Source organism: Nostoc sp. XA010 (assembly GCF_020829625.1).
In the GTDB taxonomy this organism is placed as follows: Bacteria; Cyanobacteriota; Cyanobacteriia; order Cyanobacteriales; family Nostocaceae; genus Nostoc.
The window spans coordinates 91,014-116,862 of record NZ_JAIVFX010000001.1; the positions used below are offsets into that span (position 1 = coordinate 91,014).

General features: G+C 41.4%; 19 protein-coding genes and 2 pseudogenes. 11 read left to right on the forward strand and 10 right to left on the reverse strand.

The window, feature by feature from the left end:
- Nucleotides 1–28 precede the first annotated feature (28 nt).
- The gene (locus LC608_RS00390; protein WP_229551650.1) at nt 29–511 is read left to right on the forward strand and encodes a DUF4168 domain-containing protein; all 483 of its coding nucleotides are present in this window, start codon (nt 29–31) and stop codon (nt 509–511) included.
- A gap of 290 nt (nt 512–801) precedes the next feature.
- Here the strand turns inward: LC608_RS00390 and LC608_RS00395 are convergent, their stop codons facing one another.
- The 3 genes from LC608_RS00395 to LC608_RS00405 all read right to left on the reverse strand — a co-directional run bounded on the left by LC608_RS00395 (nt 802) and on the right by LC608_RS00405 (nt 9,188).
- Nucleotides 802–5,121 (reverse strand): PAS domain S-box protein, encoded by a 4,320-nt coding sequence (locus tag LC608_RS00395; RefSeq protein ID WP_229551651.1) that lies wholly within the window; start codon nt 5,119–5,121, stop codon nt 802–804.
- A 187-nt stretch (nt 5,122–5,308) separates the two neighbouring features.
- Nucleotides 5,309–7,759, reverse strand: a complete 2,451-nt coding sequence (locus tag LC608_RS00400; RefSeq protein WP_229551652.1) for a glycoside hydrolase family 31 protein — start codon at nt 7,757–7,759, stop codon at nt 5,309–5,311.
- Nucleotides 7,760–7,928: 169 nt separating this feature from the next.
- Complete coding sequence (locus tag LC608_RS00405) at nt 7,929–9,188, reverse strand: transposase (RefSeq protein ID WP_229551653.1); 1,260 nt, start codon at nt 9,186–9,188, stop codon at nt 7,929–7,931.
- Between the two features lie 38 nt (nt 9,189–9,226).
- Here LC608_RS00405 and LC608_RS00410 point away from each other — a divergent pair, with 38 nt between their 5' ends.
- Nucleotides 9,227–9,475, forward strand: coding sequence for a hypothetical protein (locus LC608_RS00410; protein WP_229551654.1), 249 nt, complete (start codon nt 9,227–9,229; stop codon nt 9,473–9,475).
- A gap of 39 nt (nt 9,476–9,514) precedes the next feature.
- Here the strand turns inward: LC608_RS00410 and LC608_RS00415 are convergent.
- Nucleotides 9,515–9,865, reverse strand: a pseudogene (locus LC608_RS00415) (response regulator transcription factor); the annotation flags it as partial.
- Between the two features lie 199 nt (nt 9,866–10,064).
- Nucleotides 10,065–10,352: a Mo-dependent nitrogenase C-terminal domain-containing protein gene (locus tag LC608_RS00420; protein WP_229551655.1), complete on the reverse strand. Its 288-nt coding sequence runs from the start codon at nt 10,350–10,352 to the stop codon at nt 10,065–10,067.
- A gap of 303 nt (nt 10,353–10,655) precedes the next feature.
- On the opposite strand from LC608_RS00420, the gene LC608_RS00425 reads away from it, so the two are divergent.
- Entirely contained in the window at nt 10,656–11,273 is a 618-nt protein-coding gene (locus LC608_RS00425) for a class I SAM-dependent methyltransferase (RefSeq protein ID WP_229551656.1), read from the forward strand.
- Nucleotides 11,274–11,473: 200 nt separating this feature from the next.
- Here LC608_RS00425 and LC608_RS00430 read toward each other — a convergent pair whose 3' ends face one another.
- Complete coding sequence (locus LC608_RS00430; RefSeq protein ID WP_229551657.1) at nt 11,474–11,986, reverse strand: GNAT family N-acetyltransferase; 513 nt, start codon at nt 11,984–11,986, stop codon at nt 11,474–11,476.
- 270 nt (nt 11,987–12,256) lie between these two features.
- On the opposite strand from LC608_RS00430, the gene LC608_RS00435 reads away from it, so the two are divergent.
- The 8 genes and pseudogenes from LC608_RS00435 (at nt 12,257) to LC608_RS00470 (ending at nt 17,381) form a co-directional block, all read left to right on the forward strand.
- The gene (locus LC608_RS00435) at nt 12,257–12,448 is read left to right on the forward strand and encodes a hypothetical protein (RefSeq protein WP_229551658.1); all 192 of its coding nucleotides are present in this window, start codon (nt 12,257–12,259) and stop codon (nt 12,446–12,448) included.
- A gap of 457 nt (nt 12,449–12,905) precedes the next feature.
- Complete coding sequence (locus LC608_RS00440; protein WP_229551659.1) at nt 12,906–13,235, forward strand: hypothetical protein; 330 nt, start codon at nt 12,906–12,908, stop codon at nt 13,233–13,235.
- A gap of 72 nt (nt 13,236–13,307) precedes the next feature.
- Nucleotides 13,308–13,856 carry a GIY-YIG nuclease family protein gene (locus tag LC608_RS00445; RefSeq protein ID WP_229551660.1) on the forward strand — a complete coding sequence of 183 codons (549 nt, stop codon included), beginning with the start codon at nt 13,308–13,310 and terminating at the stop codon, nt 13,854–13,856.
- Nucleotides 13,857–13,905: 49 nt separating this feature from the next.
- Entirely contained in the window at nt 13,906–14,058 is a 153-nt protein-coding gene (locus tag LC608_RS00450; protein ID WP_229551661.1) for a hypothetical protein, read from the forward strand.
- Between the two features lie 94 nt (nt 14,059–14,152).
- Nucleotides 14,153–14,419 (forward strand): annotated as a pseudogene (locus tag LC608_RS00455) (YARHG domain-containing protein); the annotation flags it as partial.
- Between the two features lie 796 nt (nt 14,420–15,215).
- Complete coding sequence (locus tag LC608_RS00460) at nt 15,216–15,575, forward strand: Mo-dependent nitrogenase C-terminal domain-containing protein (RefSeq protein ID WP_229551662.1); 360 nt, start codon at nt 15,216–15,218, stop codon at nt 15,573–15,575.
- Nucleotides 15,576–15,597: 22 nt separating this feature from the next.
- Nucleotides 15,598–15,870, forward strand: a complete 273-nt coding sequence (locus tag LC608_RS00465; RefSeq protein WP_229551663.1) for a cupin domain-containing protein — start codon at nt 15,598–15,600, stop codon at nt 15,868–15,870.
- A gap of 764 nt (nt 15,871–16,634) precedes the next feature.
- The gene (locus tag LC608_RS00470) at nt 16,635–17,381 is read left to right on the forward strand and encodes a creatininase family protein (protein WP_229551664.1); all 747 of its coding nucleotides are present in this window, start codon (nt 16,635–16,637) and stop codon (nt 17,379–17,381) included.
- A 74-nt stretch (nt 17,382–17,455) separates the two neighbouring features.
- Here the strand turns inward: LC608_RS00470 and LC608_RS00475 are convergent, their stop codons facing one another.
- The 4 genes from LC608_RS00475 to LC608_RS00490 all read right to left on the reverse strand — a co-directional run bounded on the left by LC608_RS00475 (nt 17,456) and on the right by LC608_RS00490 (nt 25,543).
- Nucleotides 17,456–18,133, reverse strand: a complete 678-nt coding sequence (locus LC608_RS00475) for a Uma2 family endonuclease (RefSeq protein WP_229551665.1) — start codon at nt 18,131–18,133, stop codon at nt 17,456–17,458.
- Nucleotides 18,134–18,658: 525 nt separating this feature from the next.
- Nucleotides 18,659–22,681 (reverse strand): NACHT domain-containing NTPase, encoded by a 4,023-nt coding sequence (locus LC608_RS00480; RefSeq protein WP_229551666.1) that lies wholly within the window; start codon nt 22,679–22,681, stop codon nt 18,659–18,661.
- 451 nt (nt 22,682–23,132) lie between these two features.
- Nucleotides 23,133–23,606 carry a hypothetical protein gene (locus LC608_RS00485; RefSeq protein ID WP_229551667.1) on the reverse strand — a complete coding sequence of 158 codons (474 nt, stop codon included), beginning with the start codon at nt 23,604–23,606 and terminating at the stop codon, nt 23,133–23,135.
- A 323-nt stretch (nt 23,607–23,929) separates the two neighbouring features.
- Nucleotides 23,930–25,543, reverse strand: coding sequence for a hypothetical protein (locus LC608_RS00490; RefSeq protein WP_229551668.1), 1,614 nt, complete (start codon nt 25,541–25,543; stop codon nt 23,930–23,932).
- Nucleotides 25,544–25,849: the final 306 nt, after the last annotated feature.

Here is a 25,849-nt window from a genome sequence, read left to right on the forward strand (position 1 = left end):
CCTGATGTAGTTTTGTGTCACACACTATATGAATAAAATTTCTGATTTATTTTCTCGATCTAGCCGAAAGCGAATCCTTTCCCAATCATTATTTTTCGGCGCGATCGCTACTGTGGGTGTAATTTCCAACGCTTTTTCCTTTAGTTCAAAAGCTTATGGTCAAACTCCACCACCAATAGTTAACAATACTGAAATCAACAGCTATGCTAAAGCTGTGCTAGCAATGGAGCCAGCGCGTCAAAATGCCTTTGAAGAAATCAAAAAACTTATTGGCAATGGAGAAATTCCCCAGATTGTTTGTAACGACTCTAACAGCATAAATGGTCTTCCAAAGAAGGCTCAAGATATCGCAGTGAATTACTGTAGCTACGCTCAAAAAGTTGTCGAAGAAAAGGGTTTGAGATTTGAGCAGTTCAACAAAATCACTATAGAGCTACAAAATAACGATGTCTTAAAACGGCAGGTTTACAATACCTTATTACGCCTGCAAAAAAGTCCTGATTCTCCATAGTTAAAAGTGCATAAAAATTAGAAAGGAACGCCTTAAAATTAACTAAAGCTGCATGAAAATGAAGGCTAGTATTGCATTTACATAAAAGTCTGCGAACATTAATTCATGAAACACTTGTTTGTGAATATTAGGTTAATTGCTAATCAGCTATTGCATTTTACAAAGGAATTTTTATATGCAGGTATTTACCTTGTAATAAAATTGGTATTTTGTATAAATTTTGATATTAGTAACAAAGAGAATGGGACATGGAGTAGAATTTAATTCCTATTCCCCATACCCCATTTTCTCTAAGTCCGTCCAGCAAGTCTGGCAACTACTGTAGCTAACTCAGCTGCCTCAATAGGTTTAGGTAAATGTAGCTGATAACCTTCTTGTATAGCTCGCATCCGATCCTCTGCCGTGGTATAAGCTGTTAACGCTGCGGCGGGAATATTTCCGCCTAGTTCTGGTGGTTGCGATCGCAGTTTGCGGATCAAAGAATAACCATCCTCATCGGGCATACCAATGTCGCTAACTAAAACATCTGGTTTCCACTGTGTAATTAGCTGTAATGCTTTTGCAACTGATTCTACAGCCTGAACTTCGGCTTGGTACTGTTCGAGGATTGTGGTGATGAAGTCACGGGTATCGGCTTGATCATCTACAACTAGCACGCGTACACCAAGGAGGGAGAGAGGGATGGAGGGAGAGAGGGGCAAAGGGGCAATGGGGTGGAGGGGCGGACTCTTGAGAAGTGGTAATTTGACTGTAAACGTCGCCCCTTGTCCTTTTCCGGGACTATTTGCGTGAATAGTACCGCCATGTAATTCTACTAAATTACGCGCGATCGCTAATCCTAGTCCTAATCCACCATAAGATCTAGTGCTAGAACTATCAGCTTGACGAAAGCGATCAAAAACGTAAGGAAGAAAATCAGGGCTGATACCAATACCTGTGTCAACTACTTGAATCTGGGCGTATTTATCCGTTGTGTCTTGTTTTTCTTGACTAGTGACTACAGACAATTGCACCTCTACCCGTCCTCCTCTGGGTGTGAATTTGATGGCATTGGATAGCAGATTCCAGATTATTTGCTGTAAGCGCTCGAAATCACCGGATACTAAGAATTGAGAATTTTCGCCTAACATGGTTTGGGATTGTGATTCTCTTGATTCTAAATTTTCGTGATTGATTCCTAATTCCAAATCTGAATTTTGCGTTTCTTTTGAAGGAATAAGAGAAAATCTTAAATCGATTTCCTTAGATTGGGCGGCGAGGCTGACAGTCTCTAGGCTCGACTCAATCATTGGAACCAAATTACAAGTACGGACATTAAGGCGTAACTTGCCTCTCATCATCCGTGATATATCCAGGAGGTCTTCAATTAGCTGGGTTTGCGCTTTTGCATTGCGCTCAATTGTCTCCGTAGCCCTAGCTATTAAGGTTTCACTAAGCTTACTTCGTTGCAGTAATTGCGCCCAGCCAAGGATGGCATTGAGAGGCGATCGCAATTCGTGAGACAATATTCCTAGAAACTCATCCTTCATGCGGTTAGCCTCTTGCAACTGCTCAGTTTGTTGTTGCAAAGAAGCAATTAAACTAGCTCGTTCCATTGCGATCGCTATTTGGTCGCATACTGCTTGCATCATCCCTTTTTGATTCTCGGTGAAGCTTAACCGAGTGCGGCTGCCAAAAGAAAGAGTGCCTAACAAGCGTCCTTGGGCGATCAATGGGTATGCATAATAAGCAGTTATCCCTAAAGAGCGAATCAATTCTGTTTGCGAGTCAGTAGATTGCTGCACATTCTCTACAGCTAAGGGATGGCGTTTCTGCGCTACACCACCGGAAACCCCTTCACCCACTGCCAACCATTCGATTTCCTTTGCTATCTCCTGGGAAATACCACTGTAAGACCCCAACCGCATTATTTGAGACTTATCCTCAACCAAATAGTTCAAATAAACTTCTATTCCAATTTGCTCTCTTAGTTTTCGGTAGACACTATCGATTAGTAATACTGGTTCCTGGCTTGATAGCAAATCGTTAGCTGTGTCAAATAGTAGCTTTAGCCTTTTGTAACCTAACGAGAGGGCTTTTTCTGCCTGCTTGAGGTTGCTAATCTCTTGGAACACCAAGATACAGGTAGCAGGATGACCATGCATTGCTGGCAAGGTGTCAGCAAATACTAATAGAGAACGCACACCACCGGGGGTGTGCCAGTCTACCTCCAATCCATTTAGGCGTTCGCCAAGGGCAACCCGGACTCCTGGCATTTGTTCATTGGGGATGCGATCGCCAGCCGCATCTGTATAGTGGTAGACTGTGTGATACTCTGCGGCTGGTACACCTTTGGGAAATTCTCCCCCAGCTAATTCGTTAGCAGAACGATTGGCAAAAGTTACCCGCGCCGTTCCTGGTTCAATAAACAGCAAGGGTCTTGGCATCAGATTTAAGACATTCTCTAGCCATTTTTGCTGATTTAGGAGTACTTCCTCTGCCTGTTTACGCTCCGTAATATCTAAAAATGCACCAACGCTTCCTCTAGTTTTACCCTCTTCGTCAAACAAAGGTGCAACGTACTCCAACAGGTTGACAATTGTTCCATTTTCATGCACAACATCGAGTTCACAACCTAGAACTTCAACACCATGAGTTGCAGAGTATTGCATTGGGAGTTCTTCTGCTGACAGTTCCCTTCCCTCGCGGTAGATTTTAAAGCTTGTCGGTTTTTCGTCTAAAGGAGCGTTGAGGGAGGCATTTGTATCTGACGATATTCCCAACTGCTTGGCAAAAGCAGGGTTAACCTTGATATTTTGGCATTCTGGATCTTCGGCAATGCCAATTCCAATCGGAATTACTTCCAACAGAGTTTGTAACTCAGTAATGCGGCGCTGTAGATCCTTGTTTAGTTGTAAGATTTTTTCTTTAGCTACTTTTTGTTCGCTGATGTTGCGAGTCACAGTTGCTAAGGCAATTGGCTCACCTGTTTTATTGTCTGTAACAGTGAAGATATTGTAATCAACTGGTATTGGTTGACCTGTTTGGAGATGGCAAAAGCAGAATTCTCCTTGCCAGCGCCCTTCTAATAGCACAGTCGGCAGTATATATTTTTGAAAATAGGCTTTATCTTTGGGCATGAAGTAATCTGATACTACCTTTTGCCTGACTTCATCAAGGCTGGAAAGCCCTACCAGCTTTTGACCTGCATCATTTATGTAGAGTAATTGACCCTCAAGGGTGGCGATGCCGATAAAGTCAGAGCTATTTTCTACCAGCGATACTAATTTTTGTTGCTCTGCTTCTGCTTGCTTGCGTTCGCTCAAGTCGAGAATAAACGCTACTGACTCTTCCCGTTTTTCTCCTAGTAGCACGTAACCAACTAAAACCGGGATGCGCCTACCATCCTTGTGAATATATTCTTTTTCGTAAGGCGTACAAGCAGCGTTGGTGCTTCCCTTTGCTTCGGCGACACCTCGCTCATCCAAGTATAAATACTCTGGTGGTGTGATATTGCTCCAACTTAACCTATCTGCTAACAAATCCTCCTGCGTGTAACCAATCATCCTCAGAAATTCGTCGTTTGCCTGTTGGATATTGCCATACACATCGCCAAATAGAATGCCGATAACGTTAGAATCTACGAAACTTCCCAGTTTAGCTTCGTAGGTTCTCAGTGCTTCCTGGGCAAGATCGCGCTGATGGCTGAGGCCTTCAATAACCCTGGCACTTTGCCAAATCAAAATAGTAAAAATCACAATCAGGACGATCGCAAATACCGATACTGCAAAAGCCGGATCGTATTGTCCTGCTCGTTGACCTTCAACAATTACCCACCCCAATATAGAAGGTACTGCGATCGCGGCAATTAATAAACGACGTGCAAGTAAGCCGCCATAACTATCACTTGTAACTACTTTCATTAACCCCTGTTCTGACCGCGCCCACAGAACCCCTACACTTAATAAGCTGAACAACACCGCCGTGTGTAAAGCCATTGATGTTGTATAAGGGGCAAGTCCGTATAGAACTTTCACTTTGTAGGCATAGCCCATGAGCGCCTGAAAGGAAATTAAAGTAGCTATCAGAGCGATAATCTGAGCATACCAATAACTGCGGTGGGTTTTTGGATGAATCAAAATCTGTAAGGCAACGCTAACCAGCATAAAGTTCAGTGCTGTGTTCGCGCCCATTCGCCCTGGATGTGATGTCGCTATGCTAGTTGACAAATCACGAAACAGTAGCTCGTCAATGCCAAAATTCCAGCCAAACAGATATTCAGAAAGTGTAAGCGCAGCTATTGTGGTGACAGCTATTGCACAGACCCTAGAAATTAGAAGGGAGCTATGGGGGTAATTTTCAATTCTTCTTTCCCCCCTGCTCCCCTGATTTGTTGCTTTTAAAAATAGCCACAGTGACACACCACATAGCACAAAACACAGCGCTGTATTTACTTTCATTGTGGCAGGACTACCAGGGAAGCCACGCTTAAGAACTTCAATGCCAAGACACCAACCAACTAGTACCAAGCTGCCAACAAAAACAGCGATCGCACTTGCGAATTTTGCCAAAAGTGAATTTGTAGAGATTTTAGATATATCTTGCAGCCGCAAGCGGTTAACATTTAACATTGATTGTTCTCTAACCGCATGTATCTAGGGTAGTAAACTTAGGTATTTCTTACGGTTTAGCCATTTCTATCCTTTGCATTTTATGTTACCCATTGACTTTGTTTTCATCTATCTCTATGCATATTTTTTCTTGCACAATTTAGAGTAGGAAATAATTGTGGCTCAAAAAACCACCTTTGCGAGTATCTCAAAATTGCAGAGTATGTTGCTTACCATCATCTTGGAAACGTTGCTCCCCAACCCCAACAAGTTCTACAATTACTTCACGCGGTGGAGGTGTCCATTCTCCCATTCTCGCTCCAATTTCCACTACTGTTTGATTAGATTCAGTAAATACGCTGATAGTTGCTAGCGAAAACTTTTTATCTAGATACTCGTTGGTCTGTCCATCATCTTCAAATAGCTGATATTCGTTATTACCAGGCCAAATCCGTAATCGGATCTCATCGAGTGGGGCTTGATCAACGTATTGCCTGACAGGTTGCATAGGAACGATCGCACCACCACGGACATACAGTGGCATTCTTTCAAGCGGTGCATGAGCAAGAATGTGAATCGGACCTTGGTAGCGATCGCCGCTCCACCAATCATACCAAGTGCCAGCAGGTAAATAGACAGATCGATGCTCAACTCCAGGGCGGTAAATTGGTGCAGCCATCAGCGACGCACCTAGTAATACTTGATCGTAGAGGCTATAGGTTTTCAGATCATTGGGGAAGTGGTATAGTAGTGGTCTTAAAATCGGTGCGCCCGTCGTTGCCGCTTCCCAGAAAAGACTATAAATATAGGGAAGTAATTGGTAACGTAGATTAATGTATTCTCGACAGATATTTTCAACGCGATCGCCAAATACCCAAGGTTCATGACGAGCAGTAGACATTGCCGAATGAGCGCGCATCAATGGGTAGAGCATTCCTACCTGCATCCACCGAGCGAATAATTCACCTGTAGCATTACCAGCAAACCCGCCAATATCGCAACCCACAAACCCCACACCCGAAAGTCCCATATTGCAAAGCATCGGCAGAGACATTTCTAAATGCTCCCACAACGATTGGTTATCTCCCATCCACACAGAAGACCAGCGTTGCACACCAGCATAACCCGATCGCGTTAACACAAATGATCGCTGTGAACTTCGATGCCGTTGCAACCCTTCATAGCAAGCTTTAGCCATCATCAACCCATACAAATTATGTACTTCTGTATGAGTCACATCAATTCTTAATTTTGTTAGCGCAGCGTTAGCGAGTCCGCGAGCGTCATTTTGAATTTTTAATTGAAAGTTCTCCTCCTCTCCCCCTGCTGCCCCTGCCCCCTGCCCCTTGCCCCTTGCCTCCTCACCCCCCTGCGGTGCATCTAGGGGAAACCAAATCTTTTCACCATCATCGCCGAAAGGGCGATCGTTTATGGCAGGTTCATTCATATCATTCCAAATTCCTGCCACACCAACATCAGTTAAGCTTTTGTGTAAATCAGCCCACCAGTTAGACACATCAGGACGCAAAAAATCAGGAAAAACAGCTTTATCAGGCCAAACGTAGCCGTGGAACAACTCGCCATCAGCTTTCCGCACAAAATAGTCGTTTTCTAAGCCTTGGTCAAAAACATGATAATTACCTTCTGGTTCATACTTCACACCAGGGTCAATGATTGTTACTGTTTTGAAACCATCCTGTGCTAAATCACTAATGAGTTTTGCTGGGTTGGGGAAGCGTTGAGGACTCCAAGTAAATACCCGATAACCCCGCATATAGTCAATATCCAAGTGAATAACATCACAGGGAATACGACGCTGACGAAATTCTTGCGCCAGTTCCCGCACAACGGTTTCTGATTCGTAACTCCAGCGACATTGATGATAACCTAGTGCCCATTTCGGCGGTAATGACATTCTTCCAGTTAGCTGAGTATAAGTCTCCAGGATTTGGGATGGTTCGGGGCCATAGATAATGTAATAATCCAATTCACCGCCACGAGTTTCCATCTTCCAAATACCTGGTTGTTCAGCACCGATATCAAATTGACTCCAAAAAGAGGTGTTGAAAAAGATGCCATAGCCTAACTCTGGGCGCAAAGCCATAAAAAATGGAATTGCTTGGTACATTTCATCAGTCAGTGCATCATAATCTAAGGCATCCGTTGTCCAGTTAGTTTTTACTTCGCTGAGTTTATCCAGAAAGCCTGTGCGTTCACCAAAACCATAGAAATGTTCATCGGCTGCAATTTCCTTCCATCCTGCAACTGCACCCATCCGCCAACCTATACCCATCTCTGCATCTTGGGCAAAAGGGCGATTAGCTTTGTCGAAACAGGCAATGCGGCACTTTTCTCGCTGTACGCACACACGAATTTGTGCTGTTTCAATTTCTACCGTTGCTTCATTTTCTTGCACCGTAAAAGGTGTTGTTGCCCATTCTGCATCATCCAGCGCCACTGCCCAAGAACGGCGGGGTATAAATTCCCCAGTTGGTGCGAAACGCACACGGAGTAAATTGGCTGCAAGTACACTGATAGTAAGGCGTGAGTCGCCACAGTCAAAATTAATAATATTATTGTCGGAGGTTACAGCTTTTACATTGCTAACAGTTGTCCAAGGTTGGTTTGTAGTGGGTAGTTTTCCGAAATATTGCGGCATATCAGTTATTCAGCAGGTTAAGACTTGTCCGCATTCATGATTACAGAGATACTTAGCCTCAAACTCTTTCTTTCGCTAGAAGTTGGGTGAAAGATTATGTAGATATTTTTTAACAGAGAGTGGTTTTCTTGACATCCTCACCGGGCTAAAGCCACGGTGATTCCAAAGATCACTCTTTGGGATTCCTCTTTCCACGACTCGACTTACATTGAGGAGTTTCCCCACCAATGCAGAGGTCGATGTCTCCAGAGGCGTTAAGCGTTCCCGTGTGCCCCACGGTACGAAGTCCAATCTCAAGTATGTTCCGAGCGGCGTTCCAGTCTCTATCTAGCACAAACCCACATTCAGGACATTTATGAGTTCTTGTACTCAAAGACTTCTTGACGACTTCCCCACAGTTGGAGCAATTGGCACTGGTGTAGTGGGGTGGAACTGCAACAGTTGCGACGCCAAACACTTTGCCAAAATACTCCAACCAATCTCGGAAAGCCGACCACGCAGCGTCAGAAATGGACTTGGAAAGTTTTTTGTTTTTGACCCTTACGGGTTCGCCAGTCGCTTCAAGTCGGGGAACCCGCCCAACGCGCTGGCTCACCATGTTCCGCACCATCAAATCCTCATAAGCAACCAAGTCGCTAGACTGGATAACGCATCTTGCCAACTTCACGGCAAAATCTTTACGCTGCCTACTTACTTTGAGGTGTTTCCTACTCAAGCGATTCCGACGCTTGACTCTATTTTTAGAACCCTTCTTAGAATGGACAAGTTTACGCCCAAGACGCTTGAGGGACTTTTCAGACTTCCTGAGATGTCGGGGATTCTCAACCGTTTGCCCATCCGAATCGGTGTAGAAATGAGTCAAACCAACATCCAACCCAATAGTTTTACCCGTTGGCTCTCGTTTCTCAATCCGCTCAATATCAAGACAAAACTGAGCGTAGTATCCGTCAGCACGACGAACAACCCGAACTCGCTTAATCTGATTCAACTGATAAAAATGCAAGTCGCGGGTTCCCCACAGACTGAAGTTTCCTGCTTTAAAGCCATCGGTAAAGGCGATAGTCCGTCTATCCTCCGACAGCTTGTAGCCCGTGGTTTTGTATTCCACGGAACCATGAGTCTGATGCTTCTTAAAGCGTGGGAAACCCTTCTTCGCTACATTCTTCTTGCAGTTGTCATAGAACCGAGTGATTGCAGACCAAGCCCGTTCAGCAGATGCTTGTCGTGCCATCGAATTGAGGTTGTTAGCAAAAAAGAATTGTTTGGCAAGAACAGCGCAATAAGCACTCAGTTCATACTTTCCAATACCTTTGTTCTCCATCCAGTAGCGAAGGCAAGAATTTCTGATAAAACGAGCAGTCCGAATGGCTTCATCAAGCTTTTCGTACTGCTCATTGCTACCCTTAAGTTTTGCCTCAAATACAATCATGGTTACACTGCTACACCTAGCGTAACTATACCACAATTATGAGCAATCATGAAAAAGCCGTCGTAGAACGACGGGGCTTTAAACCCATTTTTTCGGTAAATGCACAAGCTTGTGTCTTTACCACCCAAAAAAGACAGAATTTTATTAATTCGTACTCTGGTAAAACTATTTCTATTTGGATGACAACGGCAGAAGTCCCAGAGCAACCAGTGCTTACCGAAAATACTCATGCAGATGTGTGCGTTGTCGGTGCAGGGATAGCGGGGATGTTAACTGCTCTCAGATGAGAAGTAAGTTACCACATTTTTATATTAGTGGGATAGGTTCAAGTGAGCGCCGACTCTGGCTAATAATTCATCAACGCTGAAGGGTTTAACGAGGTAATCATCAGCACCAGCGTCTAAGCCTGCAATGCGATCGGTCACTTCATCTTTGACAGTTAATAAGATTATCGGCACTTTCTCAGCAATACTTCGCAGGCGGTGGCAAATTTCCAAACCCGATAAACCAGGCAACATCCAGTCTAAAATTACTAAATCTAAATGTAACTTACGCGCTGCGGTAAGTGCAGTTAATCCATCGTAGGCAATACTGACTTGATAGCCTTCATAATTCAATTCCAATTCGACAAATCGTGCCAGTTTGACTTCATCTTCAACCAGTAAGATGTGCGTCATGATAATGTTAATAATTTCAGCAGGATACGGTAAGTAAAAATACTGTCTGGAAACACTTTAGCGAGGTGTCAGCTACTCAAATAGCCAAACATCTAAATTGGGTGTACGTTAGCTTAGTATAAACCTAAGTAAGTAACAACCGTAAATCTACAATTACCGATTGCTGCTTGATCAAATAACGAAACGATCCAACTGGCTATTAACAATAGGCTGTGACATCTTCACCGCATTCATCGGCAAGATAACAGAGCGCTTTAAAACGCAAACCAACCACTTCCTCGTATAGGGGATTTAATTTACACATTGGAGGAATGTGAAACAGCTTCCGGCTAAAAAGCGTGATGTCTCGCTCAAAGGGACACTGAGCAGGAATAGCTTTGCACAAGAAATGAGCCAATTTGGAGTTATGAATTTCTATCGCTTCCAACCACTGGCGGGCTGGATGGAGTAAATCATTGTGTAACCGGGTTTGAATAAAACTTGTCATAATTTTTCACCTTAATAATTTCAAACTAGATCAGTTGGTTGTATTTGAACCTCTATAAATACATACGGTTAAGTTCTATAGTTTTATGCACTGATTGCTCGTTTTTTGGTTTTCTACAGAGATACAATGAGTCTCTAGGCACACTGTTAGCTACAGATTCAATTGCCAAAATTCCGGATGATTTGCCAGGGTGAGAGCATACTAGATATTGTCGGACTGCAAAACTATAGTTAACCAACTTATTTGGAGGCGCAGCTACTTACCCAAAAAAAGTATCGAGCTTCAGGGAAGCTGCGAAAACTAATGACAAATGACTTTTTTAGTAACAAAAAGTTCCTTTTTGACCGATGGGCACCAAGTTATGACTGGCTCTTTCCTTCAGTGTTTTATCGAGCCGTTCACAAACGCTTGCTGGAGTACATCGATTTACCAGAGTCAGCAAATGTACTTGATATCGGCTGTGGTACTGGACGCTTACTTGAGCGCCTTGCGACTCAGTTTCCCGACCTGCAAGCGATAGGATTGGATTTATCTGCTAATATGTTGCGGGTAGCCAGACAGAGTAACCGCCACCGTCCACGCTTAATTTATGTTGAGGGCAAAGCTGAGTCTCTTCCCTTTGCTGATGCTCAATTTGATGGTGTTTTCAGCACTATCAGCTTTTTACACTATTTAGAACCTAACCAGGTGCTTAGTGAGATAGCACGGGTACTTTCCCCCGGTGGACGCTTTTACTTGGTTGATTTTACCTCCATAAAAGAGACAGAACCTCAATTATTGCCAGTCTCTCCCCTTGGAATTAGACTCTACAGCTCTAATCAACGTCAACTTCTTGGCTCCTCGGCTGGGTTATTGTGTTTGAATCACCACTATTTACTAGGGCCTGTGTTGCTAACAGTTTTTGCTAAACCTCAGATTTGAAAATGGGGAGTGGGGAGTGGGGAATGGGGAATGGGCGAAAGTAAAGGGTTGGAAACAGCTTGTATTAAGCCTTTTTCTGGGATCTTTATTACGAATTACGTTAGCGAGTACGCGTTCCGCGTACTCTGTAAGAGTTGCAAGCTACGCTTTTAGCGTTTGTCTGCGACACGCTGCGCGAACGTAAAGAGCGTTATTACGAGTTACGAATTACCTCGATGTTCCATAAACACCACAGGAACTCTGAATAGCCTTTTAGCTAATTGCGAAAATCTAAATTTCCCCTTGAGCGAAGACTTGCCTCTTGTGCTGGGGAATTCTGGCAAGTCTTCAAAAGATATTGGCACAAAACCAAAGCGACTGTAAAACTGCGCCAATCGTTCACCTAAACATTCAAGATAAAGTGGTTGCGTTGCTGTATTAATTAAATGCTGCGTTAGCAAAGTACCCAAACCGCGACCTCTCCAAGGTGATGCAACAACCAAACTACCAAGTTCTTGTGCCCCTGAGAAATTACGTAGCTGTCCACAAGCTACCAGATTGCGTAGGCTTTGCCCGCTGTAGGCATCGCATTCAACTACCCAAAATTGCTGCCAATTTAATTGGGTTGGGTCGAGTTTCGCTGAAAACACCAGCAATCGAATCGACCACTGATCCCCAGAAGTTGCCTTGCGAAGCATACACCCAGATGGTAACGACAGATTGCTCTGATTCATTAATTACACAATGATTAGTTTGTATCACACATCACATCATATTATTATTCACTTAGCACAGGCAGGCGGAAATAAACCTCCCTTAACCATAGGAAGCCTTGTCAGGTTAAAAAACTCTACATTCCTGGATTTTTATCAGTATACATGAGTAGTACTAAACAATACTTCCGATAGAGGCAGAAATCAGCCATAACTATATCTGGATAGATGCACTCACACTGTTAATCTTCTTAAGATAATACCAACAATAAAATTATTAGGAATGTAATAATGTCTGAACCACAAAAATCTGGTAGCCAAGAAAATACACCCGCTTCTGGTAATTACGAAACCCCTCTTGACGAAAGTCAGCGCAAAACTGGTGATGATGAAAAGAGCGATGCTAAACCCACTGCTACACCAGAAGCACCAGAAAATGATTCTGTAGCAGGTAGCCCCAATCAGGGAACTGAGTCACGTTAATTGGTTTGAAGTTTATACCACGTTTCAATGATCTACTTGGGTTTTTCTAGTAAACCCGATTTACAAAACTTTGAGTGGATAGTTGTGGTTTATATCACGATTATCCACTCATTTTTGTTGTGTGAGAATTGTTTTTAGGGAGGATAGAGGCTGGTGTGATAAGTGCGTAGGCGCAGCCCACCATAGACTATCGCTTTAGTACAATATCTGAAGTTTATCAGTACAGCATTAAGGAGAAATCATCTATCCTTAGAAATCTGCTAAACTTCACGATTCTTAATCATGTCAGCTTACTCCTGTGGCTGACAGAAGTCACACAATCCAATAGGCTGATCTTAAAGTGGTAATTTTTCATAAAGCTCATCTGCACTAAAAAGCAGGCTTCGTTGTCCAGCACTTTTGGATTGCTGCCTATCCTCTATCATCACTTAGTCATTAATAGCGACCTATACAGAAAATGACCCTGAAAATCGTCCAGAACTTTGATAGCAGTTTCACTCTTGAAACACAAGCTCAAGAAACTTTATTCAATTTATTGACAAGCGTTGCTTTCTTAAACCAAATTTGTCAACAGTTACAGTGTGAGCAAGTTAAATTTACAGAATTACTTTTTCAACCAGTTCCTTACAGCTTAACTACAACTAAAGGAATGCCAGCAGAATTTGAAAAGTATCATGATTCTGATGAATATGCCATTATCAACGTTCCACCAAATTTTATGTTTAGTGCTAAGATTTTTAAACCCAGTCGCCTTTGTGCAATTTACCAAAAAGTGAATAACGTGTAATTTTAAAGATAGTTTTTCCCTAATTAGCAATTCTTAATTTTGCAGGCAAATAGTAAGTTTAATATTTGATGTATGGCTCTTGAAACGAATCTTTCTTCTTTGGCAGCCTTGGAATACATTCCTTACATTGACGATCGCGGCCAATTACCCGAACACTTTCAAGGTAAAATCGGGGTATATGCTATCTTTGACCAAGGAAAAGTGCTGCAATTTGTAGGATATTCTCGTGATGTTTATCTCAGCCTCAAACAGCATTTAGTCCGTCAGCCACAGCAATGCTATTGGGTCAAAGTTCAAACTATTGAACGCCCTAGTCGCACAATTTTAGAAAATACTGAAAATGCTTGGATTGCTGAAAATGGCAGTGTCCCTTGGGGAAATGGGGATCAAAAGAAAAAATGGACTCATCCCATTGATGTCAAATTCGTAATGACACCTGAAGAACAAGCAAAATATCAACATCCAGGTAATGATGAATTAGCACAAATAAAAATTATTAAAAATGTGGCGCGGAGAGTAGAAGCAGAAATTTCAACCCATTTATTACAAGTGCGTGGTTTGCAAATGCAAATTCGCTTCAATCCGAAATTGAAAGAAGAAGGTTTACTAGATTTGAAATGAAGATAGTTTTGGGGAAAACAATAGACATGAATATCGCTTGTAATTTCCCATGACAATACAGCTGCTGAACGATCGCTATCAAGTTATCCGCACACTGGGCGCTGGTGGGTTTGGTGAAACCTATCTAGCAGAAGATACCTATATGCCCTCAAAGCGCCGTTGTGTGGTTAAACAGCTCAAACCGCCTGATAGAAACTCCTAAATTTATACCAACCACCCCATTTCCAACTCAATCTACATCTTCGCTAAATACAAAATCACCAGATGCTACCACGGCTGCCAGTGCTTATTTCTGACTTTCCCAAAGACTTGTAACTGATACAGATTTGGATGGGAAAGACGGTTTTGAACTAGATACTATGCAAAATTCGATTTTTGCCAGTCATGGCCGCCGTTTTGATACTCCTGAATTACAAGATTACTTTAATAAGCAACCTTGGTATCGTCCTATATATTGACCAAAAGCATTTCCACCTAAATTGCTGTCAAAATTAGAGCAACAGAATGTAGAGTATATTAGCAAATATCAAGATCGTTACGGCTTGAGATATTTTAAGAAATAAGATTTCTGTTATTATACCATTTTTTTGTAATTAAACCATTTCACAAAATATCTGATATATATATAACGGTTATCCTTTGGATAAACTACTTTTTTAAACCTCACTTCCAACCCCTCTCATTGCTAAGGAGAGGGGAGTATTTGCACGCCTCAAATACGGGGTGAGCTTCAGACTGTATCGTGCCCAAGTGAGAAGCGCTATATTGGTAGGGGCATAGTGCTGTACCCCCTTACACGCGATGCATTTATTGCAAAATACTCTCGTAAACGGTATAAGTTATAAGTATATTAACTTGGACTTATCAAACGATTTATTGCTACTTATTAGATAATATCTAGGCTAGCTAGTGTAACATACCAGACAGATTACTAGATATTAAATAGTCTAAAATCGCTAGATATTAGAGGCTAATCCTAGCGAAGTCTATATGAAGTAAGAGCTAAAGTGTTATTTTATTAACCAAAGTCCATCTATAGATACTAGGCAGTTTTAGAACCAGGCATTTATATTTAATATATAACATTGCTATCTCGGATATTAGCAATCCATAAGTTAAAGAAATGCCATTTTTATATTTTCTTTGTTATTTTGTATTTAACGGGACAGTTCTTCCCGATTTGGTGGGGTTAAATAACAATTAGTTAAACAATTTCCCCCCAAAGATGCATGTAAATTATTTGCCTTGTGCTTCTTCTTCCTAATTTCCAAGCATAATGCAAATTGCTTAACAGATTACATGTTAATATTCGCAATCGGCAAATAGTTCATCAACACAAGGAAAACCTTGCCTACTACTATGCTTAAAACAATTAATCAGCGTATTTTTCTGCCTGCTTTTGTTAGCCCTTTAGGAGAAAAGAATCAAAAAGGTAGTAAAAAGCAATTTGCTAAACCTAAATTAGATTTACTGCAACCATTACGTCAATGGGTGGATAAAATTGACATTCAGAATCGGAAATCAGCTAAATTTATTGCTAAACTAATTCCTGCCCAGTGTCCATTCGAGCGCGATATCATGCTTTTTGGTCGCAAAATAGGGCATATTCCGCCAATGTGCAAACTTAATCCGCTTTATAACGAACTTGTCTACTTGCGTTTTCGTGCTTTGTGTTATCTAGTAGATCAGTGTGGAGAAGACATTCAATCCTACTGCTAAACATAACTAGAGAAAACACAATATGGAAATTAAAATTGAGCATCAACCCAGGCAACAACGCCTCAATGAATTGGGTGTTTTTAAATGGGATATTTGGAAAAAGGAAGTCTCAAAATTTCCTTGGACTTATGATTCTCAAGAAACTTGCTACTTTTTGGAAGGTGATGTTCTTGTTACTCCTGATGGTGGACTGCCAGTGCAAATGGGTAAAGGCGATTTGGTGGCTTTTCCTGCTGGCATGTCCTGCACCTGGGAAATTACAAGCAACGTGAAAAAATATTATTACTTTGATTAGTCAACAGAAAACATTGATCCCCGTTGTTTAGTTGATGATCCACAATAGCAACATCTCATAACTAAATTTGGATTTCTACTATAAGGGGGTTCGCAGCGATTGTCGTAGGATAAAGTGGCAGAATCGGTAAATTGCTTATATCCATATCTGTCGAAACTTGTTGCGACTCCATCCCCTAAACAATATTCATAGAAATAAATAGTCTCATTTCCTCCAAATTTGGCAGAAAGTTCTTACCAGATTGGTGGCTGATAACTAAAAATATAGTTGTAAAATTTTGCTGCCTCAGCTTGGTTGTAATTATAACTTCCTTGGTATTGAGAAAAATCACCGTTGAAATTTAGCTTGATATATTTTACCTGATTGTTCACAAAGACGATCGAGAAATTGCTTTTAGGAAACTGACGAAATAGCCGTCGAAAGCTTATTGGAGTATATCTATAGCTAATGGTATCGCCATTGATTTAGTTTGGTAATATAACGGACAAAATAACGCTCGATTCTTTGAGACGTTTGATTGAAAACATAGCGTCCGGCCATAGCAGAAGCACTATAAATACTGGTGATGAGCAAAAATATTCCAGCTAATCCGATAAAAGTTTAGCAGAGATGATGGAATTTCATAGATATGTTTATGACAAGCCTCTTCTCTACGAGAGGCTACGCCACCACAAAAAATCTAGAGAGTTCATAATCATGTTAGTGGGAGTTTAGCAGAGAAAGGTTTCGTCCCACTGCAATTTTATTGAGGAAAATCATTAAAAATGTTACTACATTTAAGTACTTGGCAAGAAGTCGAAGCTTATTTACAGCAGTCAAAAGGGATTATTTTCCCTATTGGTTCTACAGAACAACATGGGCCAACGGGGTTAATTGGCACTGACGCCATTTGTGCAGAAGCGATCGCAGCTGGTGTAGGAGATGCAACTGGCGCGATCGTTGGCCCTACAATCAATGTAGGGATGGCGCTGCATCATACTGCCTTTCCTGGCTCAATCAGTCTACGTCCTAGCACTTTAATTCAAGTAGTGCGAGATTATGTAACTTGTTTAGCCAAAGCTGGTTTTAGCAAGTTCTACTTTATTAACGGACATGGCGGTAATATCGCCACCCTCAAAGCTGCTTTTTCCGAAACTTACGCGCATTTAGAAGATTTACAGATTCCTAATGCTCAACAGGTGCAATGTCAAGTGGCAAACTGGTTTATGTGCGGTTCTGTATATAAACTAGCTAAAGAATTATATGGGGATCAAGAAGGTTCTCATGCAACGCCAAGTGAAGTAGCCCTCACGCAGTATGTTTATCCAGAGGCGATTAAGCAAGCATATCTTTCACCAGAAGTTGCAAGCGGACATCGGATTTATAGCGCTGCTGACTTTCGAGTGCGTTATCCAGATGGACGTATGGGATCAAATCCGGCTTTAGCAACGCCTGAACATGGTAAGCAATTTTATGACTTGGCGGTGAAAGAACTTAGCAGTGGGTATTTGGAATTTGTGAACGCTGAATAAAAGTCATAGAAAGAGATTGTGGAGATGCGAGTAAAATCGTGTCTCTGCACAAAATATCTTGAGAACAGTTATACTCAATGCTCCTTTTGCTGAAACTGGCTCAATAACCAAGCTGCAACTTCAGATTGATTTATTTCACGGCTACGGCATAAAGCTTCTTCTAAAATAGACATCGCCAATCCAGGCAATACCTGTGATTCTTGAATACGTTTACTGCCTTGATCTGCGATCGCATAGGCGATAATTTGGGTATTTTGTACATCTACTACCCAATATTCGGCAATACCTAACTCTTCATAGAGCGTAGACGCGAAGCGGCTTGTCGCCAGACATCGCTTCGTACCTAAATCATCCAATAGAGATGTTTTTGCAATCTCAATCACTAAATCTGGTGCAGGATACCTATCAAGGTTGACAATCCCTGTACCTGCTGGGATAGTTTGGGCGCGTTCTCTGAGGTAATACGCCACATCGGGCTGACAATCCTGAACACCAGTTTTACGAAAGGTAGTGGTATCTAAACCTGTGGCTGGAATGCCTTTAAGTGCTGCAAATAAAGTCACTGCAAAAATAATTACAACATGATCTTTACCATGATCAAAACTAACTGGTGGCATCTCCAGCCTCATATATCCTTTGTAGTAGTAACTCTTTCCCTTCTCGTTGAGCAAGTTAGCGATCGCTTGCTCATACTCCTGCCAAGAAGCACAAATCCATGTATCTGTCGGTAACTGGGTTTGTAAATCACTCATTGTCTAACCCTCCCGCCAAAAGGAAAACTTTTGTTTCTCGGCAAAGTCAAAATTCGCTTGGGTTTCTTAACTTCCACAATAGTATATGACGTGAATATATGCTGTATTGGGATAATTCTATTGAATTGGCTCTATACATTCTCAGCTTTTACTGATTAGAACACCAAAATTGAGCCTCTGAACTCGGAAGTTGCACCTTTTTGCTCGAACGTTGAGCCTCTGAACTCGGAAGTTGCACCTTTTTGCTCGAACGTTGAGCTTCTGAACTCGGAAGTTACACCTTTTTACTCGAACGTTGAGCTTCTGAACTCGGAAGTCCGACCTTTTTGCTCAAACGTTGAGCTTCTGAACTCGGAAGTTGCACCTTTTTGCTCAAACGTTGAGCCTTTGAACTCAGAAGTTGCACCTTTTTGCTTGAACGTTGAGCCTCAGAACTCGGAATGTTGAGTTCTGAGGTTGAGACTTGAGACTTTGATGTTAGATGATGGTGACTGAAAAGACAATCACCTAATTTTTGACTTAAGTTTATTCTCCCTTCACCCCAGCCTCAATTGCTTTCACAAATGGAGCGACCCACCACTGATCTGAAGCTTTCTGAAGTGCTTCAAATATAAATGCTTTTCCTCCCAATTCCAAGCGCTTCCTCAAAGTTGGATTCTGCTTCACCTGCTCTACTGCTTCTGCAATAATGATTTGTTTCTCTGCTTCAGTTTGAGTGGGATAATTCTGAGTTATACGATTTACGATTTGCTGAATCTCTTCAAAAGCCTCTGTGAGATTTTGCTTTTGAGCATAGTTATGCTGTGTTCCAATCTGATCTCCATTGACTGTGCTATTGAGATTGACTGCACCCACAGATCCACTAAAGTTTAGATTTGGGTTGTTTGATCCTTGCATAATAAAGACTCCTGCTTGAATTTGTGTACTTTGATTTTTTAGTTTATTGGTCACAATCTGAAGAATCTGCTCTGGTTTAAGTGGTTGCCAAGTTTTGCGCCGCGTAACGTTCTGGGCGTTTAGCAAAGTTCTTTTAAGCCAGGTCAATTTAGGAAATTGTTCGGAAATGCGCTCAATCTCAATACACGCCTGAGATGTCCCAGTTTCTCTAAGTTGTGTTAAAACACTGTCTCTTAAGTTAGCAACGCTCTCTCTAGCGCCCATATTGTGAGCAAGAACATCATTACTGTAATCAGGATCTTCAGCATGAGGATACTGACAAACTAGCCAGATGTATAAATCCGCTAGCTGTTTTTCAGTCAGCTTCAAATGCAAACCATGCGAGTAGCGGTAAGCGACTGCTTCAAATACTTCTCGCCCAAAGTCTGTATCTTGCTGAATAGCCGACCAAATAACCGCCCAGCTAATAGGTTCTGCACATTCGACTAATACTTTACCTGCAACTACAGCTTTCTGGTGTGCTTCATCTTCTAAAGGTAAAGGAATAGAAACAAGGGATTGAGCAAACTCTCTAGCTCCAATCGATTCACGCTTTAAAAGTTCTTCAAGTAACTGTCCTATACATTTAGGCTTAATTGCTGCATCCTTAACCTTTTCGATAAGAACAGCTTTAAAACGCTCATCCCAGCATTTCTTAAATTTATTAAGAATAAAGATATAGCCATGTTCCTCATTTTCATTATTAATAATGGACAGCAGCGTATTCAGGGTTTCAGAGGGAGCATTTATGTATGCACGCTTGACTAATTCCGTATAGTAATGTTCTCGTTTGGTGGTGCTGTTATGAGGAAAGGCGACAATAACAGATGCCCACCGTTGCCATATCTCAGATGATATAGTATCTAAAAATTCTGGAGTTTCTTGTAAAAGCAATTGTAAAGCTTTACAGCCAGCTAATGCTGGACAATCATACGTATTTGTCTTTATCCATTCATAAGCTACTTGATTATATTCTTGAATATACTTTTTAGCGCCGTTTATAATTCTTTCACGAGTTTTTCTATCAGCTTCTTGCCATCCGGGAAGTTTTGTTAAATCTGATTCAAGCTCTTGTTTATAAAATTGACTATCTGGCTTAAGCAGCATCTCCATATTTACTTGCCACCAAGCTAATAAATTTCCTGACTCTAGCTGCTCTAAAAATAGAAGTACTCGTTCTTTAGGTGGTGGGTCTAAAATAGGTTTTTGTCTGCGATTCTGCTGTTCTTGCTTCCTTTGATAGTTAGACCTCAAATTCTCAGCCTGCGTTGACTCCAGATCAATTGTTGAAAAATAGAATGCAAATTCTTCACGCAAGATATTATTAGTCGGAGTAGCTTCAAGGACAGCATCTATCTGTTTTAAATCATCACGGTTAAATTTCCACTGAATTAGCGCTGCCCAAATTCGCTCTTGCTGAGAATCAATATTTTGAAGTTTTCCGAGCATCCAAAAAACATCTTCTGTCGAAAGGATATTTTGTGTTAATGAATCTAATAAAAAATATATATTTTCTCCTGATTGGGAAACTGTTATAACTGCCTGCTCAACAAGCTTGCGCCGTCTTTCAAGATTATTAACAAGTAATAATTCAAATTGTGCTTGAATCTCATCGTCAAAAGTTATGATTTTCTGGTCTTCTCTCCACTGTATTAAAGCGACTTTAGTAAAATTTTCTGCTATGTCAGGTAAATCGAGATGTTCCCAAGCTTTTAACATTATCGCATCTGCAAGTATTTCAAATGAATGTCCAAAGCACCTAACACCTTGCTTTTCGACCCACTTAAGAGCAACTAACAAATCACATGGCTGTAGTTTTGGTACGAGTTCAAAGTCAAGAAATACTCGATACGATCCTGTAAAGTTTCTCCTCTTAGGTGGAGTTAAGACATTAAACAATTCTTCTACTGGTAGATGACTTGACCAAATGGCTCTGAAAATATACCCTTTAAGTTGGTCATCCTCGTCTTCTGGCATTTGACTAAAAATCAGAGACTTCAGCCGTAATCTTGCACTCGCATTACCAACTGTGCAGATTGCTTTTGCTGCACTAGCTCGGAGGTAAATTGATTGAGATGAATCAAGTGCTAGGTTTACCAACTCCTCCTGAAGTTCATCTACTTTACAAGCCTCAGCAATGTCTATCGCTGCATTTCGTGCATCGATTGGCTTGCTTAAATCCTGAATATATGGAAGCAATTGTACAGCTAACCCGGAATGTTTAAACTTCTCGTATGTGGGATAATTATCTCTATGTGAATCAAATAGCTTTCCCTGCTCATACTGTTTTAATAAGTTATCAACTATTGCTGCTCGAAGATTTGCATCTGTAGGTATGTCGCTTCGCAACAGTACATCAGGATCAGTCTTCATGATTTCCTGAAGTACGTCAGTCCTCATACTAGCTAGCCATGCTACTATTTCATGAAGTTGTGGAATTAATTTATGTTCAGGATCTTCAGGTGAAACAATTAATTTCATCACCTGATTTAAAGGGGTTTCGTGCTGAACTAAGTACCATGCTGCTAGAAATTCAGCATAGGTCTGATGAGCAAAACCAATTCGATGCATCCCACGCGAAGAAAATAACTCCGTAACAGATAAAATCTCTTTTTTCATACAGTTTTCGTCAAAAGAAAACTCTTGCTGATCAATGTTTTCTTTACCTATCAAATCCCGAATAGCAATATCGGTTTTAGGCATATCCCCATATTCTGGATTGACCCAGATAGCAGACTTTTTAGAAAATAGAAGTAATGCAGCAATTCGACTTGCTATAATTAATCGTTTTTTGGCACTTAAACTGCCAATATTTTCTGAATCACGGCGATCTGGGTTAACCTCTTCACACATTTGTAAACAACCTTCTTCGTACAATTCTTTCTGAGAAGAAGGAAACCGTCCGTTTTGATAAATACCCAGAAGAAATTTTAATGTTATTGGCTTGATAGCAAGAGGAATAGCATTTTTGTTGAAAACTTCCTGTAAAAAACTGTTAGAGTTTATGCCACGCTTATTTGCCTCTTCAATTACATTTTCTCGAAGTAGAGGAGCTAGCTGATATACCCCAAAATTCGCTTCTCCCCACTTGTCTTTTAGCTTTTTTTCTAGGCTATCCTTCCAATCAGCCGTTCTGCAAGTGATCCGAAAATACAAGCGATCGCAAGGTAACTTTTCTATTTCACGCTTGAGAATGATGACAAGTTTATTGATGGAAAGTAATCCTTCATCTAGACTATCCAAAAAAAGATATAGTTTATGTTTTCCTCTGCACCAAGCTTGAAACGTTTCGTCGCGGAAAATTGCATCACACAGATCCTTATCTGAGTCATAATTAATAAGTTTGAACCACAAACATACATCTTCTGAACCACTAAGTTTCTGACTTATTTGAGAATATGCTTGTTCGGCTGCTGTAGTCTTACCCATACCAGCTTCACCTAGCAGCACCAAACAGGGTTTTTCAGATATGGTATCAAAAGCAACTAAGTCAGGATTATATATATGTCCCCACTTTTCTTCTGGATTGCATAAATAACCTCCGCAAGCAAAGTTGAGGTTAATTGATGGAGGATACCAGAATCGCTTCCATTTGTAATCTTGACTTGGCATTTTTACTGACAAGAGGCTGAGAATATTTTTACTATGTTAACCTCACCCAACCTTTAGTGATGCCCCATCATAAACGAGCTTTTAGGATAAGATGCTTTTGCGATCGCTCTCAAAATCTCAACTTTCAACCTCTGAACTCGGAAGTTGCACCTTTTTACTCGAACTTTCAACCTCTGAACTCGAAAGTTGCACCTTTTTACTCGAACGTTGAGCCTTTGAACTCGGAAGTTGCACCTTTTTACTCGAACGTTGAGCCTTTGAACTCGAAAGTTGCACCTTTTTACTCGAACATTGAGCCTCTGAACTCGGAAGTTGCACCTTTTTGCTCGAACGTTGAGCCTCTGAACTCAAAAAATGAAGCTCAGAACTCGAAATGTCGTGCTTTTAACTCCAACATTTAAATTCTGAGCCTCAACGTTGCATCTTTTAAGTGCAAGTACTGAGCTATTTTCTACAACGCTGCTTTTTGAGACTTGGATTTTCCAGGTTTACGAGCAAATCGTTGTCCCATTTCCACAACCACTGCATCTAAACCCGCGCCTTGTCCACTGGCTTTGGCGTAGTTGTATACTTGCAACGCGGCTGCATAAGCTTCACTACCGACTGCAAGAGATGTATCATCTACCAACTCTTGTAACTGAGTCAACGACAACAACACCGGATACAACGCTTCAAATAATTGCACGTCCTTCCGCATCTCTTCTAAGTCGAACGATCGCGGTAAAAACTCTGGATTCTGCGTTGCCACCTCTAATGCTTTGCTTACAAACGCCCGACTCTTATCTCCCATCTTGGGTAAAGTCTTGCGATCGTCGGAACTCAAATCAACCAAAAATGGTAGCTTTTCTTTAATGGTGGTAATGGCTTGCAACACAGCATCTCTGTCTGTTTGTGCCAATGTTGCACTAATTGGGGTCGTAGACATAGAAATCACTCTCCAGTAAGTTTCTTTAATCTAGAGTTCCCATATATACGACTCAAATTTCAATGTGTACAAAGTCAATCGTACACACTGTATTGCCTGATAAACAAGGTAGAAAATTCAAAGCCTTCCTCTTTTAGAAGAGAGTAGAACTTACGCAAACTCTACGATTCTTCTCTACGAGACGCTACGCGTTGGCGGAAGTCTCTCGTAGAGAAGGCGGTTCGATAAATTAAGCTTTTTAGCACTTTTTGCGTAAGCCCTAGAGAGATCAGAAAATTAACATGAGCTTCCAAGGAACGGCATTTGTTATGCCTCACGTTACTTTAACAGTGTTGTTGTTTTTTGAACAGTGACAACAGCAAACACACGAGTCCCATTACTACCAATGGCACTGAAGAAGCAGGTTCTGAGACAGGCTGAGGGTTTTGCACAGGCTGATAATTGATGAAATTTTCTTGAATTGGGCTGAGTGATGCCAAAAGTTGCTCAATATCGATAGATATATCAGTATCATTGCCAACACTTTTAGAAGAGATGAGGCGGTTAAAGGTTTGGCTACTCGATTCATCAAAATCTTTTGTGAACCCAAGAAAATTTTGACCTATTTTACCTATAAGAGAGTCAATAAGATTGTTAACATCAGTCTTGATCCCTAGTGGGGATAACTGTAAACTGCTGAGATTATTAACGTTTCCAATCGTTGTATTGTCAGTTTCTGCTAACCAATTGCCATTACCAATAATTTCATTTCCACTGGTAAAAACCCAGTTACCATTACCAATAATTGTGTTATCAGTTCCAAAGTCCCAATTGCCGTTTCCAATGGTTGCGTTGTTACTGCCGAAGTGCCAATTACCATTACCTAATGTTGCATTATTACTTCCATCGTCCCAATACCAGTTGCCGTTACCAAGGGTTGTGTTACCTTTTCCAAATAGCCAGTTGCCATTACCGATGGTTGTGTTGTCATTATTAAAGTTCCAGTTCCCATTGCCAATGGTTGCGCTGTTACTGCCATAATCCGAGTTACTATTACCAATAGTTGCGTTATTACTACCAAAGTTCCTGTTACCATTACCAACCGGCGCGTTGCTCTCATTAAAACGTTGGTTACCAGGATTAGATGTATTCCCACCGTTACTAAAGGGTAAATTATTACCAAGGACTTCTTTCAACGGATCGAAAGGCGATTGTTGAAGCAGACTTCCAGCACCTGCGATCGGATTACCACCACCTGCAAACGGATTAGTAGCGCCACCTGCTATCGGATTACCACTGCCTGCAAATGGGTTAGTAGCGCCACCTGCAATCGGATTACCACCTCCTGCAAACGGGTTAGCACCGCCTGCAAACGGATTACCACCATTAGCACCGCCTGCAAACGGGTTACTACCTCCTGCAACCGGGTTAGCACCGCCTGCAACCGGGTTACTACCTCCTGCAACCGGGTTACTACCTCCTGCAAACGGATTAGCACCGCCTGCAAACGGGTTAGCACCTCCTGCAAACGGGTTACTACCGCCTGCAAACGGGTTAGCACCTCCTGCAACCGGGTTACTACCGCCTGCAAACGGGTTAGCACCTCCTGCAACCGGGTTACTACCTCCTGCAAACGGATTAGCACCGCCTGCAAACGGGTTACTACCTCCCGCCAATGTGTTGTCAATATCCTTGAAAAAGTTATCACCCAAAACTAACTTTAATCGGTCAAAGATTAATTTCTGAAGCCCACTGCCACCATCGCCTGCAAACGGGTTAATACCGCCACCTGGAATGGGATTGTTACCGTTACCTAATAATAGATTAGTATCACCCGGCAACAGACTGCCTTCAGCAGAAAAACTGCTATTGCCAGCAAAGGGACTAACGCTGTTAGGGCCACTTACACTTAAAGGATTAACTCCACCATTAAGGGGATTGACAACAGACTCTTCCATTGGCACAAATTTTCCTATTTTTAGTTAAAAAGGTTATGGGATCTTCAGCACTTCTTATACCAATTGTGAATTTGCTAAACCCAAAATCTCTTTAATAATAAAGGCTTTAATCATCTTACTGTCAAATTAGCAGAAAATGTTTCTCAAATCCTTACCTGTAAAGAGTTCTAGGACGTAAAATAGCAAACTAGTACAATAAGGCAGAAGGTACATCACCGATAATACACGCTTTTGAGCTTTATCGAATGGTATGTTTATTTGTGCCAAGCTGTACTAGCATACTATGTACTGAAGAACTAATTATTG

Coding starts and splice junctions, on each gene's coding strand:
- LC608_RS00390 (WP_229551650.1), top strand. CDS start 29: ATGAATAAAATTTCTGATTTATTTTCTCGATCTAGCCGAAAGCGAATC.
- LC608_RS00395 (WP_229551651.1), bottom strand. CDS start 5,121: ATGTTAAATGTTAACCGCTTGCGGCTGCAAGATATATCTAAAATCTCT.
- LC608_RS00400 (WP_229551652.1), bottom strand. CDS start 7,759: ATGCCGCAATATTTCGGAAAACTACCCACTACAAACCAACCTTGGACA.
- LC608_RS00405 (WP_229551653.1), bottom strand. CDS start 9,188: ATGATTGTATTTGAGGCAAAACTTAAGGGTAGCAATGAGCAGTACGAA.
- LC608_RS00410 (WP_229551654.1), top strand. CDS start 9,227: ATGAGCAATCATGAAAAAGCCGTCGTAGAACGACGGGGCTTTAAACCC.
- LC608_RS00420 (WP_229551655.1), bottom strand. CDS start 10,352: ATGACAAGTTTTATTCAAACCCGGTTACACAATGATTTACTCCATCCA.
- LC608_RS00425 (WP_229551656.1), top strand. CDS start 10,656: ATGACAAATGACTTTTTTAGTAACAAAAAGTTCCTTTTTGACCGATGG.
- LC608_RS00430 (WP_229551657.1), bottom strand. CDS start 11,986: ATGAATCAGAGCAATCTGTCGTTACCATCTGGGTGTATGCTTCGCAAG.
- LC608_RS00435 (WP_229551658.1), top strand. CDS start 12,257: ATGTCTGAACCACAAAAATCTGGTAGCCAAGAAAATACACCCGCTTCT.
- LC608_RS00440 (WP_229551659.1), top strand. CDS start 12,906: ATGACCCTGAAAATCGTCCAGAACTTTGATAGCAGTTTCACTCTTGAA.
- LC608_RS00445 (WP_229551660.1), top strand. CDS start 13,308: ATGGCTCTTGAAACGAATCTTTCTTCTTTGGCAGCCTTGGAATACATT.
- LC608_RS00450 (WP_229551661.1), top strand. CDS start 13,906: ATGACAATACAGCTGCTGAACGATCGCTATCAAGTTATCCGCACACTG.
- LC608_RS00460 (WP_229551662.1), top strand. CDS start 15,216: ATGCTTAAAACAATTAATCAGCGTATTTTTCTGCCTGCTTTTGTTAGC.
- LC608_RS00465 (WP_229551663.1), top strand. CDS start 15,598: ATGGAAATTAAAATTGAGCATCAACCCAGGCAACAACGCCTCAATGAA.
- LC608_RS00470 (WP_229551664.1), top strand. CDS start 16,635: ATGTTACTACATTTAAGTACTTGGCAAGAAGTCGAAGCTTATTTACAG.
- LC608_RS00475 (WP_229551665.1), bottom strand. CDS start 18,133: ATGAGTGATTTACAAACCCAGTTACCGACAGATACATGGATTTGTGCT.
- LC608_RS00480 (WP_229551666.1), bottom strand. CDS start 22,681: ATGCCAAGTCAAGATTACAAATGGAAGCGATTCTGGTATCCTCCATCA.
- LC608_RS00485 (WP_229551667.1), bottom strand. CDS start 23,606: ATGTCTACGACCCCAATTAGTGCAACATTGGCACAAACAGACAGAGAT.
- LC608_RS00490 (WP_229551668.1), bottom strand. CDS start 25,543: ATGGAAGAGTCTGTTGTCAATCCCCTTAATGGTGGAGTTAATCCTTTA.